Raw genomic sequence first — 15,318 nt, forward strand, 5'->3', positions numbered from 1 at the left:
TTTAGAAGGACGAGAAAGGAGCAATATCGTATGATTCAATTACAAAATATATCGAAAGAATTTAAGACGAAAAAAGGGATCATTAAAGCTGTGGATGGGATCAATCTTCATGTGAAAAAGGGACAAATTCATGGGGTTATCGGCTATAGTGGTGCTGGTAAAAGTACACTTATTCGATGTGTCAATTTACTGGAACGTCCTACTTCGGGAAAAGTACTGATAGACAATGTGGACATTACAGCCCTTTCGCTAAATGAATTACGTCAAACACGACAAAAAATAGGAATGATTTTCCAACATTTTAATCTATTAAAAACTGCAACAGTTTACAACAATATTGCCGTGCCTTTAAAACTACTAGGCTATAACGACAAGGAAGTAAAAAACCGTGTAGCAAAATACGCCGAAATTGTAGGATTAACAGAGAAACTGGATAGCTATCCTAATCAACTTTCTGGTGGGCAAAAGCAACGAGTTGCTATTGCACGTGCCTTAGCACAAGAGCCAGAGATTTTACTTAGTGACGAGGCAACAAGTGCACTCGATCCTGAAACGACCGAGGCCATCCTTGAATTGTTGTTAAAAATTAACCGCGAGTTAGGCATTACGATCCTACTCATCACACATGAAATGAATGTCATTCAGAAAATATGTGATGAGGTATCTGTTCTCGAATCAGGTAAGGTCGTGGAGTTTGGTACTGCTATTGAGCTTTTTGCAAAACCGAAGCACCTTACTACTAGAAAGTTTTTAAATACAATTTCTCAGCGTAATTTATCCCCTTCACTCATTGAGCAGTTAAACGTTTCAGGAAGTGTCATTCGTTTAACATTCCTTGGTGAAAGTACGGGTAAGCCATTACTAGCAGAAGTCACGAAGGTGTACGATGTGCAACCGAATATTTTAACAGCTAATATTATTGAATTAAAAAACGGCATTGTTGGGAACATCGTGGTGCATTTACATGGAGAAACCCATATCGTCCAAAAGGCCCTAACCTATTTTACAGAAAATGGTGTTGCGGTAGAAGAATTAGGAGGCGAATTCAATGAGTAGTATTCAAAGCTTCTTTTCAGATTGGTCAGATGTCATTGGAAAATCAATTATCGAAACATTCCAAATGGTCGGAATTTCGCTACTCTTCTCCATTCTAATTGGTATTCCCTTAGGGCTATTAATCGTTTTAACACGACCAGGCCAATCCTTTGAAAATAAAATTATCTATCAGCTTTTTAATCTCATCATCAATATTATTCGTTCTGTTCCATTTATCATTTTATTATTCTTCATCTTACCATTTACCAAATTAATTGTTGGTACAACGATTGGTGTTAAAGGTGTTATAGTCCCACTAGTTGTTTATACAGCTCCTTATATTGCACGCTTAATGGAATCTGCTCTTTTAGAGGTGGATTCAGGTGTGGTAGAAGCTTATACAGCAATGGGCATAAAACGTCGCCATATTATTTGGCATGTCCTATTACGTGAAGCACGCCCATCGATTATTTTAGGCTTAACGATTGCCACAATTGGCTTAATTGGCGCTACGGCAATGGCTGGAATGGTGGGGGCAGGGGGATTAGGTGACCTTGCCTACCGTTATGGTCATTTACGCTATGAGGTTGATGTTATGTATGCCACTGTCTTTATCTTAATCATCCTTGTTCAAAGCATACAATCCATCGGCAACCGCTTTGCTGCGAAATTAAAGAAAGACTAGGAGAATGACGATGACAACTGAAATTTACGTAGAAAAAAACGGCTATATCGCAACGTTAGTGTTAAATCGCCCTGATAAACGTAATTCTTTATCGAGGGCGATGTTTCAGGCCATAGTAGACCAGCTTGAGCAGTTACGTACAGATCCTTCTATTAAGCTATTAATTGTTCGCGGTATCAATGAAGTTGCCTTTTCATCAGGTGCAGATATTAGTGAGTTTTTAGATATTCGTTATGCTGCTGACAATGCCAAAGCCTATAACGATATAGCTTTAAAAGCCATTGATGCCCTTTATAAATTTCCGCACCCTACCATTGCAATGATTCAGGGCTTAGCGATTGGCGGTGGCTTAGAGTTAGCAAACGCATGTGATTTTAGATTGGCCACACCGAATAGTAAGCTTGGTATTACGGCAGCCAATATTGGTATTGTCTATAATCTTGAAAGCACTAAACGCTTAATCAATATTGTGGGTGTCGCCAAGGCAAAGGAAATTTTATATACAGCCAACATTTTTACAGCGGAAGAAGGAAAAAGCATTGGTTTAATCACAGCCTTACATGAGCCAGAGGATATTGAAAATGCCACATTGCATTTTGCAGAGCATCTATTAAGTAAATCATCCGTTGCAAATGCAGGCATTAAAAAAATCATTCAGGCGATTGTAGATGGTGAAAACGAAGAGAACGAAGAGCTGGCCCAAACCGTTCTTAATTCATTTAGTTCAGACGATTATAACGAAGGCATTCAAGCCTTTTTACACAAAAGAAAGCCTATTTTCAATAAATAAGTGAGGTAGTTACGATGACAAACACGACTGATGGCGATCTACTGTTAAAGAATATTACTGCACAAGCCCCCTTTCCCATTTGCTTTGCTGACCTAGAAAAGACTGTTGCAGAAAAAATAGCAGCTGGACCCTTCGGCTATATACGTTCAGGTGCTGGGGGTGAACAAACTTTACACAACAATCGTGCAGCGTTTAAAAAATACTCCATTGTACCCCGCTTTTTAAATGATGTCTCTAATGTTGATACGTCGATTCATTTGTTTGGTAAAACCTATCCAACTCCATTGCTTTTTGCTCCAGTTGGCATGAATGGTATGGTTCACGATGAGGGAGAGCTTGCCGTTGTCCGTGCTGCCCAACATTTAAATATTCCATATATTCAAAGTACAGTTTCCACTTATGCGCTTGAGGAAGTTGCCGAAGCTGCTCCAACAGCAACAAAATGGTTCCAATTGTATTGGTCTACAAATGAGGCAATTGCTTATAGTATGGCTGCACGAGCAGAGGCAGCTGGATTTGAAGCAATCGTTTTAACGATTGATACGGTAATGCTTGGCTGGCGAGAAGAAGATGTGCGCAACCAATTTTCACCACTAAAGCTAGGCTATGCAAAAGGAAATTATATGAATGATCCTGTTTTTACTGCCTCATTGCCTGATGATTCATTTGAGTCCTATGTACAGGGGGTTCTGCAAAATGTCTTCCACCCCACACTCAATTGGGAACATGTTCGAGAGTTAAAGCGACGCACTAATCTTCCAATATTATTGAAAGGAATTTTACATGCTGAAGATGCAAGGTTAGCAATCGACAATGGCATCGATGGCATCATTGTTTCCAACCATGGTGGTCGTCAACTAGATGGTGTGATCGGTTCTCTGGATGCCCTTCCTGCTATTGTGGAGACAGTAAATGGACAAATTCCGATTATTTTAGATAGCGGTGTGTACCGTGGTATGGACGCACTAAAAGCACTTGCTTTAGGTGCAGATGCTGTTGCGATTGGACGTCCATTTGTTTATGGACTAGCTCTTAATGGACAACAAGGTGTCGAGAAAGTGATGACCAATCTTTATGATGAGCTAAAGGTTTCCATCGCGTTAGCTGGTGTGACCTCAGTCAAGGGGTTACGTAACATCACATTAGTCAAAATTGATGGGACTGAAGATAAATGAAACAGGCATTAAAGGGAATAAGAGTTGTTGATTTATCCCAAGTATTAGCTGGTCCTTATTGCACAATGGTCCTAGCAGATATGGGCGCGGAAGTAATCAAAATCGAAAAATATCCTAATGGCGACGATACACGTACAATGGGTCCTTTTATTAGTGAAGAAAGCCATATGTATATGATGGTCAATCGCAATAAAAAAGGCGTTTGTATCAATTTAAAAACGGCTGAGGGACTAGCATTATTCAAAGAGCTTATTCAATCTGTAGATGTCCTTGTAGAAAACTATCGACCTGGTGTCACGAAAAAGCTTGGCATTGATTATGACACTTTAAAGAACATCAACCCTGGCCTTATTTATTGCTCCATTTCAGGTTATGGTCAAACAGGTCCTTATAGCCAAAAAGGTGGCTATGACATTATGGCCCAAGGATTAAGTGGCTTAATGCATATGACTGGCGAAGCGGAAGGCCGACCTGTAAAAGTAGGCTTTGCCGTCAATGATATTGCTGCTGCTCAAACAGCATTACAATCGATTTTGATGGCTTATATTTATAAGCTGCGCAGTGGTGAGGGGCAATATATAGATGTCTCTTTAGTAGAGTCCGGACTTGCATGGACTGTTTGGGAGGCGGCTGCTTACTTTGGACAAGGCGTGTTACCCGAACGGACAGGCACTGCTCATCGTGTTTCGGCTCCTTATCAAGGCTTCAAAACTCAGGATGACTATATTTTAGTAGGTGCAGGTAATCAAAAGCTGTGGGAGATTTTTGCGACTAAGGTTGTCAACCGACCTGATTGGTTAAACAATCCTCTCTTTGCTACTAACTATTCTCGTGCTCAACATGTGAAAGTACTAGAGAAAGAAATTGAGAGCGAATTAGTGAAGCATAAAGCGACTTACTGGCTAGCACTTTTAGATAAACATGGTGTACCTTCAAGTCCTATCTACTCCTATGATCAAACATTGAATGATCCACATATTTTAGAGCGAGGCATGGTCTTGTCCTATGACCATCCAACTGCAGGACCAATGCGTACATTAGGCTTCCCAGCTAAGTTCTCACAAACACCTGGTCAGCTAACAAGTGCAGCTCCTACTTTAGGACAACATAATGAAGAAATATTACGAGCTTTGAATATTACCGATGAAGACATGCAACAGTTAAGAGCAGCAAAAATTATTGGCTCGAAATAAAGTGATTTCTCATTTTTACCATCTGTCCAGTTAAACTGATAAAAAAAGGCTTCCCCATCTCAGAGGAAGCCTTTTTCTTATTGAATAACGCCTAACTCACGACCAACTTTTTCATATATTGCAATCGCATCATCAAGCATTTCTTTTGTATGTGCAGCTGTTGGCATATTACGAACACGTCCTGTACCTTTAGGAACAGTTGGGAAGACAATTGATTTTGCATAAACGCCCTCTTCGAATAAACGTTTTGAAAACTCCTGTGTCAGCTTTTCATCCCCAATGATACAAGGTGTAATTGGTGTTTCAGACTCACCGATATTAAAGCCAAGCTTCTCTAAACCGGCCTTTAAATAGTTACCATTATCCCAAAGCTTATCGTGAAGCTCAGTGGAATCAATTAGCATTTGTACAGCTGCTGTAATCGCTGCTACATCGCCTGGCGGTAATGCTGTAGAAAATAAAAATGGACGTGAGCGTACTTTTAACCAATCAATTAAATTTTTCTTACCCGCAACATAGCCACCCACAACACCAATGGCTTTTGACAGTGTACCAATTTGGAAGTCGATTTCTTTTTCTAATCCAAAATGCTTCACAGTTCCTTTCCCTTTTCCTGTTACACCTGAACCGTGGGCATCATCGACATACGTAATTAAATCAAATTCCTTAGCAATTTCCACAATTTCAGGTAATTTAGCAATATCACCATCCATTGAGAAGACACCATCTGTAATGACCATAATCTTATTGTATAATCCTGATTCTTTCGCCGCTTTTGCCTTAGCACGTAAATCATCCATATCAGAGTGATTAAACGCGATGATTTTTGCCTTTGATAAGCGACAACCATCGATAATAGATGCATGGTTTAATTGATCAGAAAGAATTGCATCATTTTTATCCATGACAGCTGAAATGGCTGCCATATTACAATTAAAGCCTGATTGATAGGAAATAGCCGCTTCTGTTCCTTTAAATTCAGCAAGCTTTTCTTCTAATTTAACGTGTAGATCAAGTGTCCCGTTGATTGTACGAACAGCACCTGCTCCAACACCGTATTGTTCAATTGTCTCTTTGGCAATACGCTTTAATTCTTCATTAGTTGCTAATCCAAGATAGTTGTTAGAGGATAAGTTAACAAGATTTTTGCCACGAACCTGAATAATTGGGCCATTTGCGCCCTCTACTGGATCAATTTCATTGTATAAGCCTTGTTCATGTAATGCTTGTAGGTTTTCATCTAAAAATGCATTCAATACTTTTGACAAGCGTATCATCCTTTCCTAGGAAAACTGTTCTAGCTCCTAGTTTAGCACATGCAAGCCATTAGCTAAATTACTTTGTTAATCTTTCGAATAGTGGCGCTGTTCTTTCACGCCATAATGATGCTGATAGACAATTATCAAATAGCCGGCGAACAGTATATTCTGCTTCTGTATACCGCTTTGAATGCCCCATCGCATCCTGTATCGCTTCTTTATATTGGGTACGTACTAAATCAATGGCCGTTTCAGCCTCATCAGAAAGTGCACAATGTTGCCCAATATCAAAGATTTTATCCCCTAATCGACCATCCTCTGGATTAAAGACATGGGGCTCTGTACTATCAAAGATACAAAAATTCAATTCTGGAATAATGACCATATCTACTGATCCTGCATCCAAACCACACCAGACGATTTGTGCATCAAGTCCCCTCGCATTCGCTTCATCAGCTAAGCTCTTCATTAATGAAGATTTACCTGTACCAGGCTTGCCTTTAATCATCAATCTAGTCGTGATGCCCTTTGTAATACTTTCAACTGTATTTTCGGCACCTCTAGGAGTTAATGTTCCAAGTAAACGATGTGTCCTCATGCCTGTTTTATTTAAGACAATGGATTGGAATACCTCTGTCTTTAAATTTTCCACTTGTTCATTCAATGCCTGCCAATTCATACAGCTTTGCGTGACAACCTCCCAATCATCATGAAGCTTGATTGCATGATTTAGCTTTGCAATACATTTATCACGCCATGTTGCTCGCTCCTCCATTGCCGTAGCTAGCTGTTCACCAACCTTTTCAAGCTGCACATCCTCTAAACAATCATAAAAGGATAATACACGATGCTTTGTACCGAGCAGCGTTGGCTCAATGTTCCATTCAGAGGCCCATACAAAAAGTCTATTACAGCCCTTTACATAAACGGCTTCAACAACCTCCTCTAATAAAGCGTGCTTAAACCACTCGACTGCAAAGCCTTGTTTAACATAAAAATAACCTAGCTCTTTTAACAGTTCTGACCCTTTAAAAGTTGGCGCGCCTTGCAAAAAATAAACAAGCTCCGCTTCTTCCATCATCTCTTTATATAAATGTTTCACACCTTGCCCAGTCAATGCGTGTCCAAAATAATATGTTACATTTCCATTCAAATGTCGTTCCTCCTTTAGCTTCTGCCCTGCATTATATGAAAGAACGCTAAAAAAGATGAAAAGCTACTCTTCTCCCTGACAGATAAAAGTAGCTTCTTAATTTAATAGAATGGCTTCATACCCTCTATATTCCCAATACATTTCATTAAAAGCTTACGACAATATGGTAATGAATACTGCACAATATAGCCTGAAGTTAAAGCAATTAATACCGTGCCCACTCCTACCGGCCCACCTAGAAGCCAGCCTACAATTGTCACCAAAACCTCGATACCCATTCTAGCTGTTTTAATGGATCCACCAAACTTTTCAACAAGGATCATCATTAAGGTATCACGTGGACCTGCCCCCATATTTGGCGCAATATACATGCCACAGCCGAAGCTTAAAACAAATAAACCAATGATAAAATATGTAATCTGAAGACTGTAAACATCTGTTGACGGCAATAGCCAGTTAAATACATCAATAAATGAGCCAATTAACAGCATATTTAACCAAGTGCCTATTTTGGGCCATTCGCGCAACACAATAGATGTTGAAGCAACTATAAAAAGCCCTGTTAAAATTGACCATGTCCCAATACTTAGCCCAAAGTTTTGAAATAATCCAACATGCAAGACATCCCAAGGGCTTGTACCAACAATTTTCCCTTTTATGGACATTGTGATGCCAAGTGACATTACAATTAAGCCTCCAATAAAGAATGCCCAACGCCACCCCATTATTTTCCGCATTTCGTACCCTTCTCTCTATGTATGATATTGCACTACTGTATCATATTTTCTATGAAAATAGAGAGTTCTTGCTTTTGCTACAGTATTAATCATACATAAAAATAACTACCCATTTTCTTACGCATGGGTAGTTGTAATTGGAGCAAGCTGCGCCTTTGTAACAGTTATTAAATCCTCTAACTGAACATGAATTTGCATGCCTATTTTCCCTGCACTCACAATAATACTACCTTGCTCTTGTGCGGAATCGTCAATGACTGTTGGGTATAATTTCTTCATTCCTACTGGGGAACATCCACCACGAACATAGCCGGTATAGCCAAGTAAATCTTTTACCGCGAGCATTTCGATTTTCTTTTCCCCAACTACCTTTGCAGCAGCTTTTAAATCCAGCTCTTCAGCCACTGGAATGACAAATACAAAAAGCTTTTGTGCGCTTGCCTTTGCTACTAGTGTTTTAAACACACGAGCAACAGGCTGACCAATTTTCTCAGCAACAGAGACACCATCAACCTGACCGTCTCCAATTTCATATTCAATCACATCGAAATGGATTTTTTGTTGTTCTAATAATCGAATTGCGTTTGTTTTCGCATGCTTTGCCTTTGCCATGTCAATAATCTCCTATCTACAGCATCAGGCTATCAAAGAGAACATAGGATCCTTGTCTGGACGATAGCCATTTTTCGTCATTTGAACGTGAGCTACATATTTTTCTGAGGCCTGTTTGAATGTTCTCAACTTAAATGTAATCTCATAGTTCTTACCGAAAATTGTATCTGCAAATGGGTCCAAATTCAATTCCTTGGAGAAACGTTCAGGAACCTTTATCTCAATCATGTCACGTACAAAAGATGGCTCACCATCTTCTATTATGTCATCTGCAGAATGCGAATTATTTAACATTTGCTGTATTTGCGCGTTGACACTTTGTACCACACGTAAATCTTGCGGTGAAGGCTCTGTCGGTGCTAATGCTGCATGTCGTACCTGCTCTAAAATTTGTAATGTGTCATTTTGCTCTAGATTGGATACAGCAGAAGAATCAATGTTATCAGTAGCCCCTGCTTTATAGGCATGCTCATGTGCACGTACATAAGCTTCGGTTTGTTGTAAATCTTCCATTATTGCTTGCTGTTGAGGCGTTACTTCTTTTGCCTTTTCTTGTTGTTGCTCATATAAGTCTTGATCTGTACGCCCTAAAAGTAAATTTTCAAGCTCCAGCAATAATGGATTTTTCTTTGGCTGAAAATACATGGCATTTTTTCGATAGGCGTCTCCAGCCTCTTTTCGTTGCAAGATCTTTTTACGATTATATTGCGATGAAACTCTGTCTTGCTCCATAGAATTCAATATTTTCATAGTTTTCACCTCGCCCTTCTATTTTCATATGCCAATAAGATACTAGATATGAACATATCTTCTAACACTATATCTATAACATCTGAACAGTTTCTGTACACTCATTATCGGAATTTTCATTATTAAATTCAAGTAGAAATGACTACTAACCACCTAAAGAGATATTAATTATTTTTTTCATTAGGTATAAAGACCTTCGTTCATTGACAATTTTCATTTCTATTTCAGTAAAGTTTTCACCAATATAAAAAACAGCCCTTAAAACAGGACTGTTTTTCTCACTTTTTTGGTCTAATCAATATGCCCTTATAAGCTAAATAACCAAACCATGCACCAATTGTATTCAAAATTAAATCATCAATATCAGCAGAGCCAACCGTAAAAATAAATTGTATGGTTTCTACTGATAGACTTGCGAAAAAGCCCAAACAAATAATGACCCATGCTTTTCGAAATTTCTTCGATAATAATGGCAATAAAAAGCCCATTGGAGTAAAAATTAATAAGTTACCAAGAAGATTTACGATTATGATATCCCAATTAAAATATTGAGAATAGTTTATATAGCGGAGAATCGTTTCAAAGGGAACAAAATTCGTAGTTAATCGCCAGCTACTATAATCAAACAAGCCTAAATCACCTATAGAATAATCACCCTTAAATAAAACAACTACGACATTTACTAAGCGATCAATGACTAACTTATAAAAAGCTATAAATGAATAAATACTAAATAAAATCCAACCCGTGACCTTTAATGGCAAATAATATGTATCAATGACATCTCGATATGGTAATGGGAGCTTAGCATTACCCTGAACATCCGTTATGTTGTTTTTAGACAAGCTTAACACCCACTTCCCTTTATTCCTTTTCATATTTTAATATGCTACTCTACACCATGCAAGTAGCTGAAAAAATTAACATTGAAAAAGCTGCCCCTAATAGCGGAGACAGCCCTTCAATTAAGTATATGGTTATACTGGATTTACCCCATGCTTACGCTGTGAGAATAATAAGTATTTTGACATATAAAGCTCTAAGCGATTTTCTAGTACTTTGCGTAAATCATTCGGCTCAATAACATCATCGATAATGAGCTCTGATGCTAAACGATACACATCTATTTCCTCTTGGTACTCTTTACGCTTTTCGGCAATAAAGCTTGCTTGCTCTTCTTTCGGAAGCTCTGCGATTTTATTAGCATAAACAGCATTGACCGCTGCTTCTGGCCCCATTACGGCAATTTGCGCATTAGATAATGCAATACAGCAATCTGGTTCAAATGCTGGACCTGCCATTGCGTATAAACCTGCCCCATATGCTTTACGAACAATGACCGTTAGCTTAGGAACAGTTGCTTCACTCATAGCAAAAATCATTTTTGCACCATGACGGATAATTCCTGCTTTCTCTACCTGTGTACCTATCATGAAGCCAGGAACGTCTGCTAGGAATAACAGGGGAATATTAAATGCGTCACAAAGTGAGATGAATTTTGCTGCTTTATCAGCCGAGTCATGGAATAGCACGCCTCCCTTAACGCGAGGTTGGTTAGCGATTATGCCTACTGATTGCCCATTAATTCGTGCAAGACCTGTAATTAGTTCAGGTGCAAATAATTTCTTTACCTCACAAAACGAATCTTCATCGATAATTCGATCAATTAATTTATACATATCGAAAGGAACATTTTGATTTTCAGGGATTAATTCCTCAATAGATTTATCAAATGAAGCAGGTGGTTTAGGTGTCTCTACTTTGCTTCGTTCTGCGTAGTTATTAGGGAAATAGCCTAAGTATTTACGAGCATAAGCAATAGCCTCTTGTTCTGTTTTGACAAGCACATCTCCACAGCCTGAGACTGAACAGTGCATTTTTGCGCCACCCATTGTTTCTAAATCTACTTTCTCACCAATCACCATTTCAGCCATTCGAGGAGAGCCTAAATACATTGAAGCATTGCCTTCCACCATGACCACGATATCACAAAATGCAGGAATATAAGCACCACCTGCTGCAGAAGGTCCAAACAGTAAGCAAATTTGCGGAACTTTTCCTGACAGCTTTACTTGGTTGTAGAAAATGCGACCCGCACCTCTACGTCCTGGGAACATTTCTAACTGATCTGTAATACGTGCACCTGCTGAATCAACTAAATATAATAATGGACAATTTAGCTTTTCAGCAGTTTCTTGAATACGAATCATTTTTTCAACTGTGCGTTTTCCCCAAGAGCCAGCTTTAATAGTAGAATCATTGGCTAACACACAAACTGTGCGTCCATGTATTTTACCAATACCAGTAACAACACCATCTGCCGGCAAATCTCCCGCCAAACAGTTTGCATAAAGTCCATCTTCTGATTGAAGACCATCGTCTAGTAATAGTTCAAGACGTTCACGTACAAATAGCTTGCCTTGTTGTGCATTTTTATCATGATATTTTGGTAAACCACCTGTTAAAATTTTGTCTTTCATTGTAGGTGGTGTATTTTCAGTCGAGATATTGCTCATGTTTATTCCTCCCTTTGCCCAATCAATTACACCGAAATATTTTAGTGCTTTATTTCCCTGAATATTGTGGTGTTCGCTTTTCTTGGAAAGCCAGCAAGCCCTCTAATCGGTCTTCTGTTGGTATCAATGCACTATATGCAAGTGATTCAATTTTTAATCCGGTAGCTAAATCTACCTCAACACCCTGATTGATCGCGACTTTAGCTTGCACTAAAGAAAGTGGTGCATTTTTAGCCATTTCCAGCGCAAGCTGTTGTGCCTTTTCCATTACCTCATGTCCTTCATAAACATGCTCAACAATACCGTAATTTTTAGCTTCTTCAGCATTCAGCCTACGTGCTGTATAAATCAATTCCTTCGCTTTACCTAGGCCAATTAAACGTGGAAGCCGTTGTGTTCCACCAGCACCTGGAATAATTCCGAGAGAGGTTTCAGTTAGACCTAGCTGGACATGTGTAGCGGCAATACGTAAATCACAAGCTAATGCCAACTCTAGACCACCTCCAAAAGCTACGCCATTAAGCACTGCTATGACAGGCTGTGCAAGTGTCTCAACTTTTGCCACCGTCGACCCAATTAGTTGCACGATTTGCTTTACTTGGCGATCAGACATCCCTTTGCGCTCTTTTAGATCAGCGCCTGCGCAAAATGCCTTTTCCCCTTCACCTGTCAGTAAAACTACACGCACTGCAGGATCTCCATTCATTTGATCAAGTGTGTCTGACAACTCACGAAGTAACTGAACAGACATTGCATTTGCAGCTTCTGGCCTCGAAAGGGTAATAAGCCCAACACTCCCCTCCAGTAATTCAAAACGAACAAGTTGCGTCATAGTTGATTTGCACTCCTTTCATTACGGACAATGGCCATTTGCTTCGATGCAACAGCTTTTCCTAATTTCTCTTCAATATAGAGTGCTGCCTCTAGCACTTTCTGGCGATCTATTCCTGTTTCAATGCCCATCTCATCGAATAAATACAACAAATCTTCTGTAGCTACATTTCCTGAAGCTCCCTTAGCATATGGACAGCCCCCTAATCCACCAAGTGCACTATCAAACTTTGTAATCCCCATTTCTAAGGATTTCATAATATTAGCTAGTGCCGTGCCTCGTGTATCATGAAAATGCATGGCAAACTTTTCAGGTACATATCTTTTTAGTAATTCCTCTAAAAGATACTCAACCTGTGTTGGTACACCAACACCAATTGTGTCACCAAGTGATATTTCAGCCACGCCCATTTCCAGTAATTTATCCGTTACACGCAGTACCTTGTCTGGATGGATATATCCCTCATAGGGACAACCAATAACTGTTGAGATATAACCTCGAACTTTTTTCTTTGCTGCTTTTGCCCCTATAACGACTTCTTCTAATATTGGAAAGGTCTCTTCTATTGTTTTATTAATATTGCTTTGATTATGGCTCTCACTTGCAGACATGAAAATACTAACTTCATCTACTTCAGCCTGTAATGCACGTTCTAAGCCACGCATATTGGGTACAAGTGCTGCATAGGTAATATCCTTATTCCTTTTGATAGCTCGAAGAACTTCGACTGCATCCGCCAATTGAGGAATCCATTTCGGATGAACAAATGAAGTCACTTCGATGTAACTTAATCCTGTTTGACTTAATAGATTGACTAGTTGTACTTTATCTACCGTGGTAATATGTGTTTTTTCATTTTGCAAACCATCACGGGGACCCACTTCTTTGATCATGACATGCTTAGGTAGCTGCATAAAGAGGCCTCCTCTTATTCAATTTCTAAAATATCATCGTCAACGTTAATGAAATCTCCTTCATTAGCGATAATTTTTGTCACCACGCCATCCTCTTCTGCAGCAATTGGAATTTCCATTTTCATTGATTCTAAAATAGCTACATCTTGACCTGCTGTCACTTTCTCACCTTCTGTTACAACGATTTTCCACACTGTACCTGCCATGCTTGCTTTTACTGTTGCCATTGTCATTCGCTCCTCGTTATTTAGTCATGCATTCGCCCTTTCTAAGAAGCACGAATGCATTGAAATTCTATTTTGTTTCTGCTAATTGTGGTAAATAATATTGCTCTACAAATTTAGTTGTTGTATCGCCTTTTAAAAATTGATTATGTGTCACAGTTTTCAATAGCATTGGAATATTCGTTTGAATACCCTCGACTTTATATGCTTTTAATGCTTGGATTAACCTTTCACAGGCAATTTCTCTCGTTTCTCCCCACACTACTAGCTTACTTATCATTGGATCATAAAATGGTGTTACGGCTGAACCTGCTTCGACACCACATTCATGTCTAATCCCTTCACCTGTTGGTAATTCAAGCGCTGTAATAGTACCTGGCGAAGGGAAAAACGTAGAAGGATTTTCAGCGTATATACGCACCTCAATGGCATGCCCTTCTTTAGTAATACTTTCTCTCGTAAATGTTAGAGCTTGCTTAGCAGCAATTTTTAATTGCTCTTCTACTAGATCAAGCTTGGTAATTTCCTCTGTTACGGGATGCTCTACTTGTAATCTTGTATTCATTTCTAAGAAGTAAAAGTTTTGATTTTCATCTACCAAGTACTCTATTGTTCCAGCATTGACATAGCCAATATGCTTTGCAGCCTTAATTGATGCTTCAAGCATTTTTTCTCTAGTCTCTTGAGAAATAAACGGTGATGGCGCTTCTTCTACAACTTTTTGATTTCTACGTTGAATAGAGCATTCACGTTCAAATAAAGGAACGACATTACCTTGATGATCTGCGATAATTTGCACTTCTACATGATGAGGATTGGCGATAAATCGTTCCATATACATTGTGCCATCACCGAAAAATGACTGAGCACGCTTTTGATTTCCCTCAAAAGCCTTGGCTAGTTCCTCAGCATTGTCAACAAGCTGCATACCGATACCGCCACCTCCAGCCGAGGCCTTTAACATAATTGGATAACCTAAACGCTCGGCGATATTAGTAGCTTCTGCTACATCTTTGACAGGATGTTCTACTCCCTCTACAATAGGCACACCAGCAGCTTTCATCGTTTTACGAGCCTCTAATTTACTGCCCATTGAAGCTATTACATCAGCACTTGGTCCAATAAATACTAAACCTGCCTCTGTGCATCGCTTCGCAAACTCTGCATTTTCTGATAGTAGACCATATCCAGGATGAACGGCCTCTACGCCACTTTCTTTTGCGATTTCAAGAATACGGTCAATATTTAAATAGCTCTGTGCAACAGGTGCTTTTCCAACACAGTAAGCCTCATTTGCATCCTTTACATGCAAACTTTCTGCATCTGCCTCGGAATATATAGCAACCGTATGAATATTTAGGCGCTTACATGTCCTAATCACACGTCTAGCAATCTCCCCACGATTGGCAATTAATATTTTGTTGAACATATCCACTAGCCCCC

Annotated in this window: 16 protein-coding genes; 5 read left to right on the forward strand and 11 right to left on the reverse strand. The window is 39.2% G+C overall.

What is annotated here, in order from left to right; all coding sequences use genetic code 11:
* The first annotated feature begins 30 nt into the window (after positions 1 to 30).
* The 5 genes from ABC382_RS13180 to ABC382_RS13200 are packed head-to-tail and all read left to right on the forward strand — an operon-like array spanning position 31 to position 4,878.
* Positions 31 to 1,056: a methionine ABC transporter ATP-binding protein gene (locus ABC382_RS13180; RefSeq protein ID WP_312505031.1), complete on the forward strand. Its 1,026-nt coding sequence runs from the start codon at positions 31 to 33 to the stop codon at positions 1,054 to 1,056.
* Positions 1,049 to 1,720, forward strand: a complete 672-nt coding sequence (locus ABC382_RS13185) for a methionine ABC transporter permease (RefSeq protein ID WP_274795470.1) — start codon at positions 1,049 to 1,051, stop codon at positions 1,718 to 1,720. Before ABC382_RS13180 ends, ABC382_RS13185 begins: the two co-directional genes overlap by 8 nt.
* A 10-nt stretch (positions 1,721 to 1,730) precedes the next feature.
* A complete protein-coding gene (locus ABC382_RS13190; RefSeq protein WP_322604820.1) occupies positions 1,731 to 2,510 on the forward strand; it encodes an enoyl-CoA hydratase/isomerase family protein in 780 nt (259 codons plus the stop codon).
* Positions 2,511 to 2,524: 14 nt separating this feature from the next.
* Complete coding sequence (locus ABC382_RS13195) at positions 2,525 to 3,685, forward strand: alpha-hydroxy acid oxidase (RefSeq protein ID WP_322611226.1); 1,161 nt, start codon at positions 2,525 to 2,527, stop codon at positions 3,683 to 3,685.
* Positions 3,682 to 4,878 carry a CaiB/BaiF CoA transferase family protein gene (locus tag ABC382_RS13200; RefSeq protein ID WP_274795467.1) on the forward strand — a complete coding sequence of 399 codons (1,197 nt, stop codon included), beginning with the start codon at positions 3,682 to 3,684 and terminating at the stop codon, positions 4,876 to 4,878. The genes ABC382_RS13195 and ABC382_RS13200 overlap by 4 nt, the downstream gene beginning before the upstream one ends.
* Before the next feature lie 77 nt (positions 4,879 to 4,955).
* On the opposite strand, the gene ABC382_RS13205 is transcribed toward ABC382_RS13200, so the two are convergent.
* From ABC382_RS13205 to ABC382_RS13255, 11 genes are all read right to left on the reverse strand, one after another.
* A complete protein-coding gene (locus ABC382_RS13205) occupies positions 4,956 to 6,155 on the reverse strand; it encodes a glycine C-acetyltransferase (RefSeq protein WP_274795466.1) in 1,200 nt (399 codons plus the stop codon).
* Positions 6,156 to 6,213: 58 nt separating this feature from the next.
* A complete protein-coding gene (locus tag ABC382_RS13210; RefSeq protein WP_322611225.1) occupies positions 6,214 to 7,290 on the reverse strand; it encodes a nucleotide kinase in 1,077 nt (358 codons plus the stop codon).
* A 101-nt stretch (positions 7,291 to 7,391) separates the two neighbouring features.
* The gene (locus ABC382_RS13215) at positions 7,392 to 8,027 is read right to left on the reverse strand and encodes a YczE/YyaS/YitT family protein (RefSeq protein WP_274795464.1); all 636 of its coding nucleotides are present in this window, start codon (positions 8,025 to 8,027) and stop codon (positions 7,392 to 7,394) included.
* 117 nt (positions 8,028 to 8,144) lie between these two features.
* On the reverse strand, positions 8,145 to 8,639 hold the full coding sequence (gene ybaK / locus ABC382_RS13220) for a Cys-tRNA(Pro) deacylase (protein WP_274795463.1): 495 nt from the start codon (positions 8,637 to 8,639) through the stop codon (positions 8,145 to 8,147).
* Positions 8,640 to 8,663: 24 nt separating this feature from the next.
* Positions 8,664 to 9,389, reverse strand: coding sequence for a hypothetical protein (locus ABC382_RS13225; RefSeq protein WP_412926926.1), 726 nt, complete (start codon positions 9,387 to 9,389; stop codon positions 8,664 to 8,666).
* Positions 9,390 to 9,667: 278 nt separating this feature from the next.
* Entirely contained in the window at positions 9,668 to 10,243 is a 576-nt protein-coding gene (locus ABC382_RS13230) for a VanZ family protein (protein ID WP_322611400.1), read from the reverse strand.
* Between the two features lie 123 nt (positions 10,244 to 10,366).
* The gene (locus tag ABC382_RS13235) at positions 10,367 to 11,905 is read right to left on the reverse strand and encodes an acyl-CoA carboxylase subunit beta (protein WP_274795461.1); all 1,539 of its coding nucleotides are present in this window, start codon (positions 11,903 to 11,905) and stop codon (positions 10,367 to 10,369) included.
* Between the two features lie 49 nt (positions 11,906 to 11,954).
* Positions 11,955 to 12,737, reverse strand: a complete 783-nt coding sequence (locus ABC382_RS13240; protein ID WP_312505046.1) for an enoyl-CoA hydratase — start codon at positions 12,735 to 12,737, stop codon at positions 11,955 to 11,957.
* Positions 12,734 to 13,651, reverse strand: coding sequence for a hydroxymethylglutaryl-CoA lyase (locus ABC382_RS13245; protein ID WP_322604830.1), 918 nt, complete (start codon positions 13,649 to 13,651; stop codon positions 12,734 to 12,736). The genes ABC382_RS13240 and ABC382_RS13245 overlap by 4 nt, the downstream gene beginning before the upstream one ends.
* A 14-nt stretch (positions 13,652 to 13,665) precedes the next feature.
* Positions 13,666 to 13,878: an acetyl-CoA carboxylase biotin carboxyl carrier protein subunit gene (locus tag ABC382_RS13250; protein ID WP_004225532.1), complete on the reverse strand. Its 213-nt coding sequence runs from the start codon at positions 13,876 to 13,878 to the stop codon at positions 13,666 to 13,668.
* A 67-nt stretch (positions 13,879 to 13,945) separates the two neighbouring features.
* Entirely contained in the window at positions 13,946 to 15,304 is a 1,359-nt protein-coding gene (locus ABC382_RS13255; protein ID WP_322611223.1) for an acetyl-CoA carboxylase biotin carboxylase subunit, read from the reverse strand.
* Positions 15,305 to 15,318: the final 14 nt, after the last annotated feature.

Origin of the sequence: Lysinibacillus phoenicis, assembly GCF_047238325.1 — a bacterium.
In the GTDB taxonomy this organism is placed as follows: Bacteria; Bacillota; Bacilli; order Bacillales_A; family Planococcaceae; genus Lysinibacillus; species Lysinibacillus irui.

What these genes read in the sequence shown, in the direction of transcription:
- ABC382_RS13235 (WP_274795461.1), bottom strand. Translation starts at nt 11,905, where the DNA reads ATGAGCAATATCTCGACTGAAAATACACCACCTACAATGAAAGACAAA.
- ABC382_RS13215 (WP_274795464.1), bottom strand. Translation starts at nt 8,027, where the DNA reads ATGCGGAAAATAATGGGGTGGCGTTGGGCATTCTTTATTGGAGGCTTA.
- ABC382_RS13180 (WP_312505031.1), top strand. Translation starts at nt 31, where the DNA reads ATGATTCAATTACAAAATATATCGAAAGAATTTAAGACGAAAAAAGGG.
- ABC382_RS13245 (WP_322604830.1), bottom strand. Translation starts at nt 13,651, where the DNA reads ATGCAGCTACCTAAGCATGTCATGATCAAAGAAGTGGGTCCCCGTGAT.
- ABC382_RS13255 (WP_322611223.1), bottom strand. Translation starts at nt 15,304, where the DNA reads ATGTTCAACAAAATATTAATTGCCAATCGTGGGGAGATTGCTAGACGT.
- ABC382_RS13240 (WP_312505046.1), bottom strand. Translation starts at nt 12,737, where the DNA reads ATGACGCAACTTGTTCGTTTTGAATTACTGGAGGGGAGTGTTGGGCTT.
- ABC382_RS13205 (WP_274795466.1), bottom strand. Translation starts at nt 6,155, where the DNA reads ATGATACGCTTGTCAAAAGTATTGAATGCATTTTTAGATGAAAACCTA.
- ABC382_RS13250 (WP_004225532.1), bottom strand. Translation starts at nt 13,878, where the DNA reads ATGGCAACAGTAAAAGCAAGCATGGCAGGTACAGTGTGGAAAATCGTT.
- ABC382_RS13225 (WP_412926926.1), bottom strand. Translation starts at nt 9,389, where the DNA reads ATGAAAATATTGAATTCTATGGAGCAAGACAGAGTTTCATCGCAATAT.
- ABC382_RS13200 (WP_274795467.1), top strand. Translation starts at nt 3,682, where the DNA reads ATGAAACAGGCATTAAAGGGAATAAGAGTTGTTGATTTATCCCAAGTA.
- ABC382_RS13185 (WP_274795470.1), top strand. Translation starts at nt 1,049, where the DNA reads ATGAGTAGTATTCAAAGCTTCTTTTCAGATTGGTCAGATGTCATTGGA.
- ABC382_RS13190 (WP_322604820.1), top strand. Translation starts at nt 1,731, where the DNA reads ATGACAACTGAAATTTACGTAGAAAAAAACGGCTATATCGCAACGTTA.
- ABC382_RS13195 (WP_322611226.1), top strand. Translation starts at nt 2,525, where the DNA reads ATGACAAACACGACTGATGGCGATCTACTGTTAAAGAATATTACTGCA.
- ybaK (WP_274795463.1), bottom strand. Translation starts at nt 8,639, where the DNA reads ATGGCAAAGGCAAAGCATGCGAAAACAAACGCAATTCGATTATTAGAA.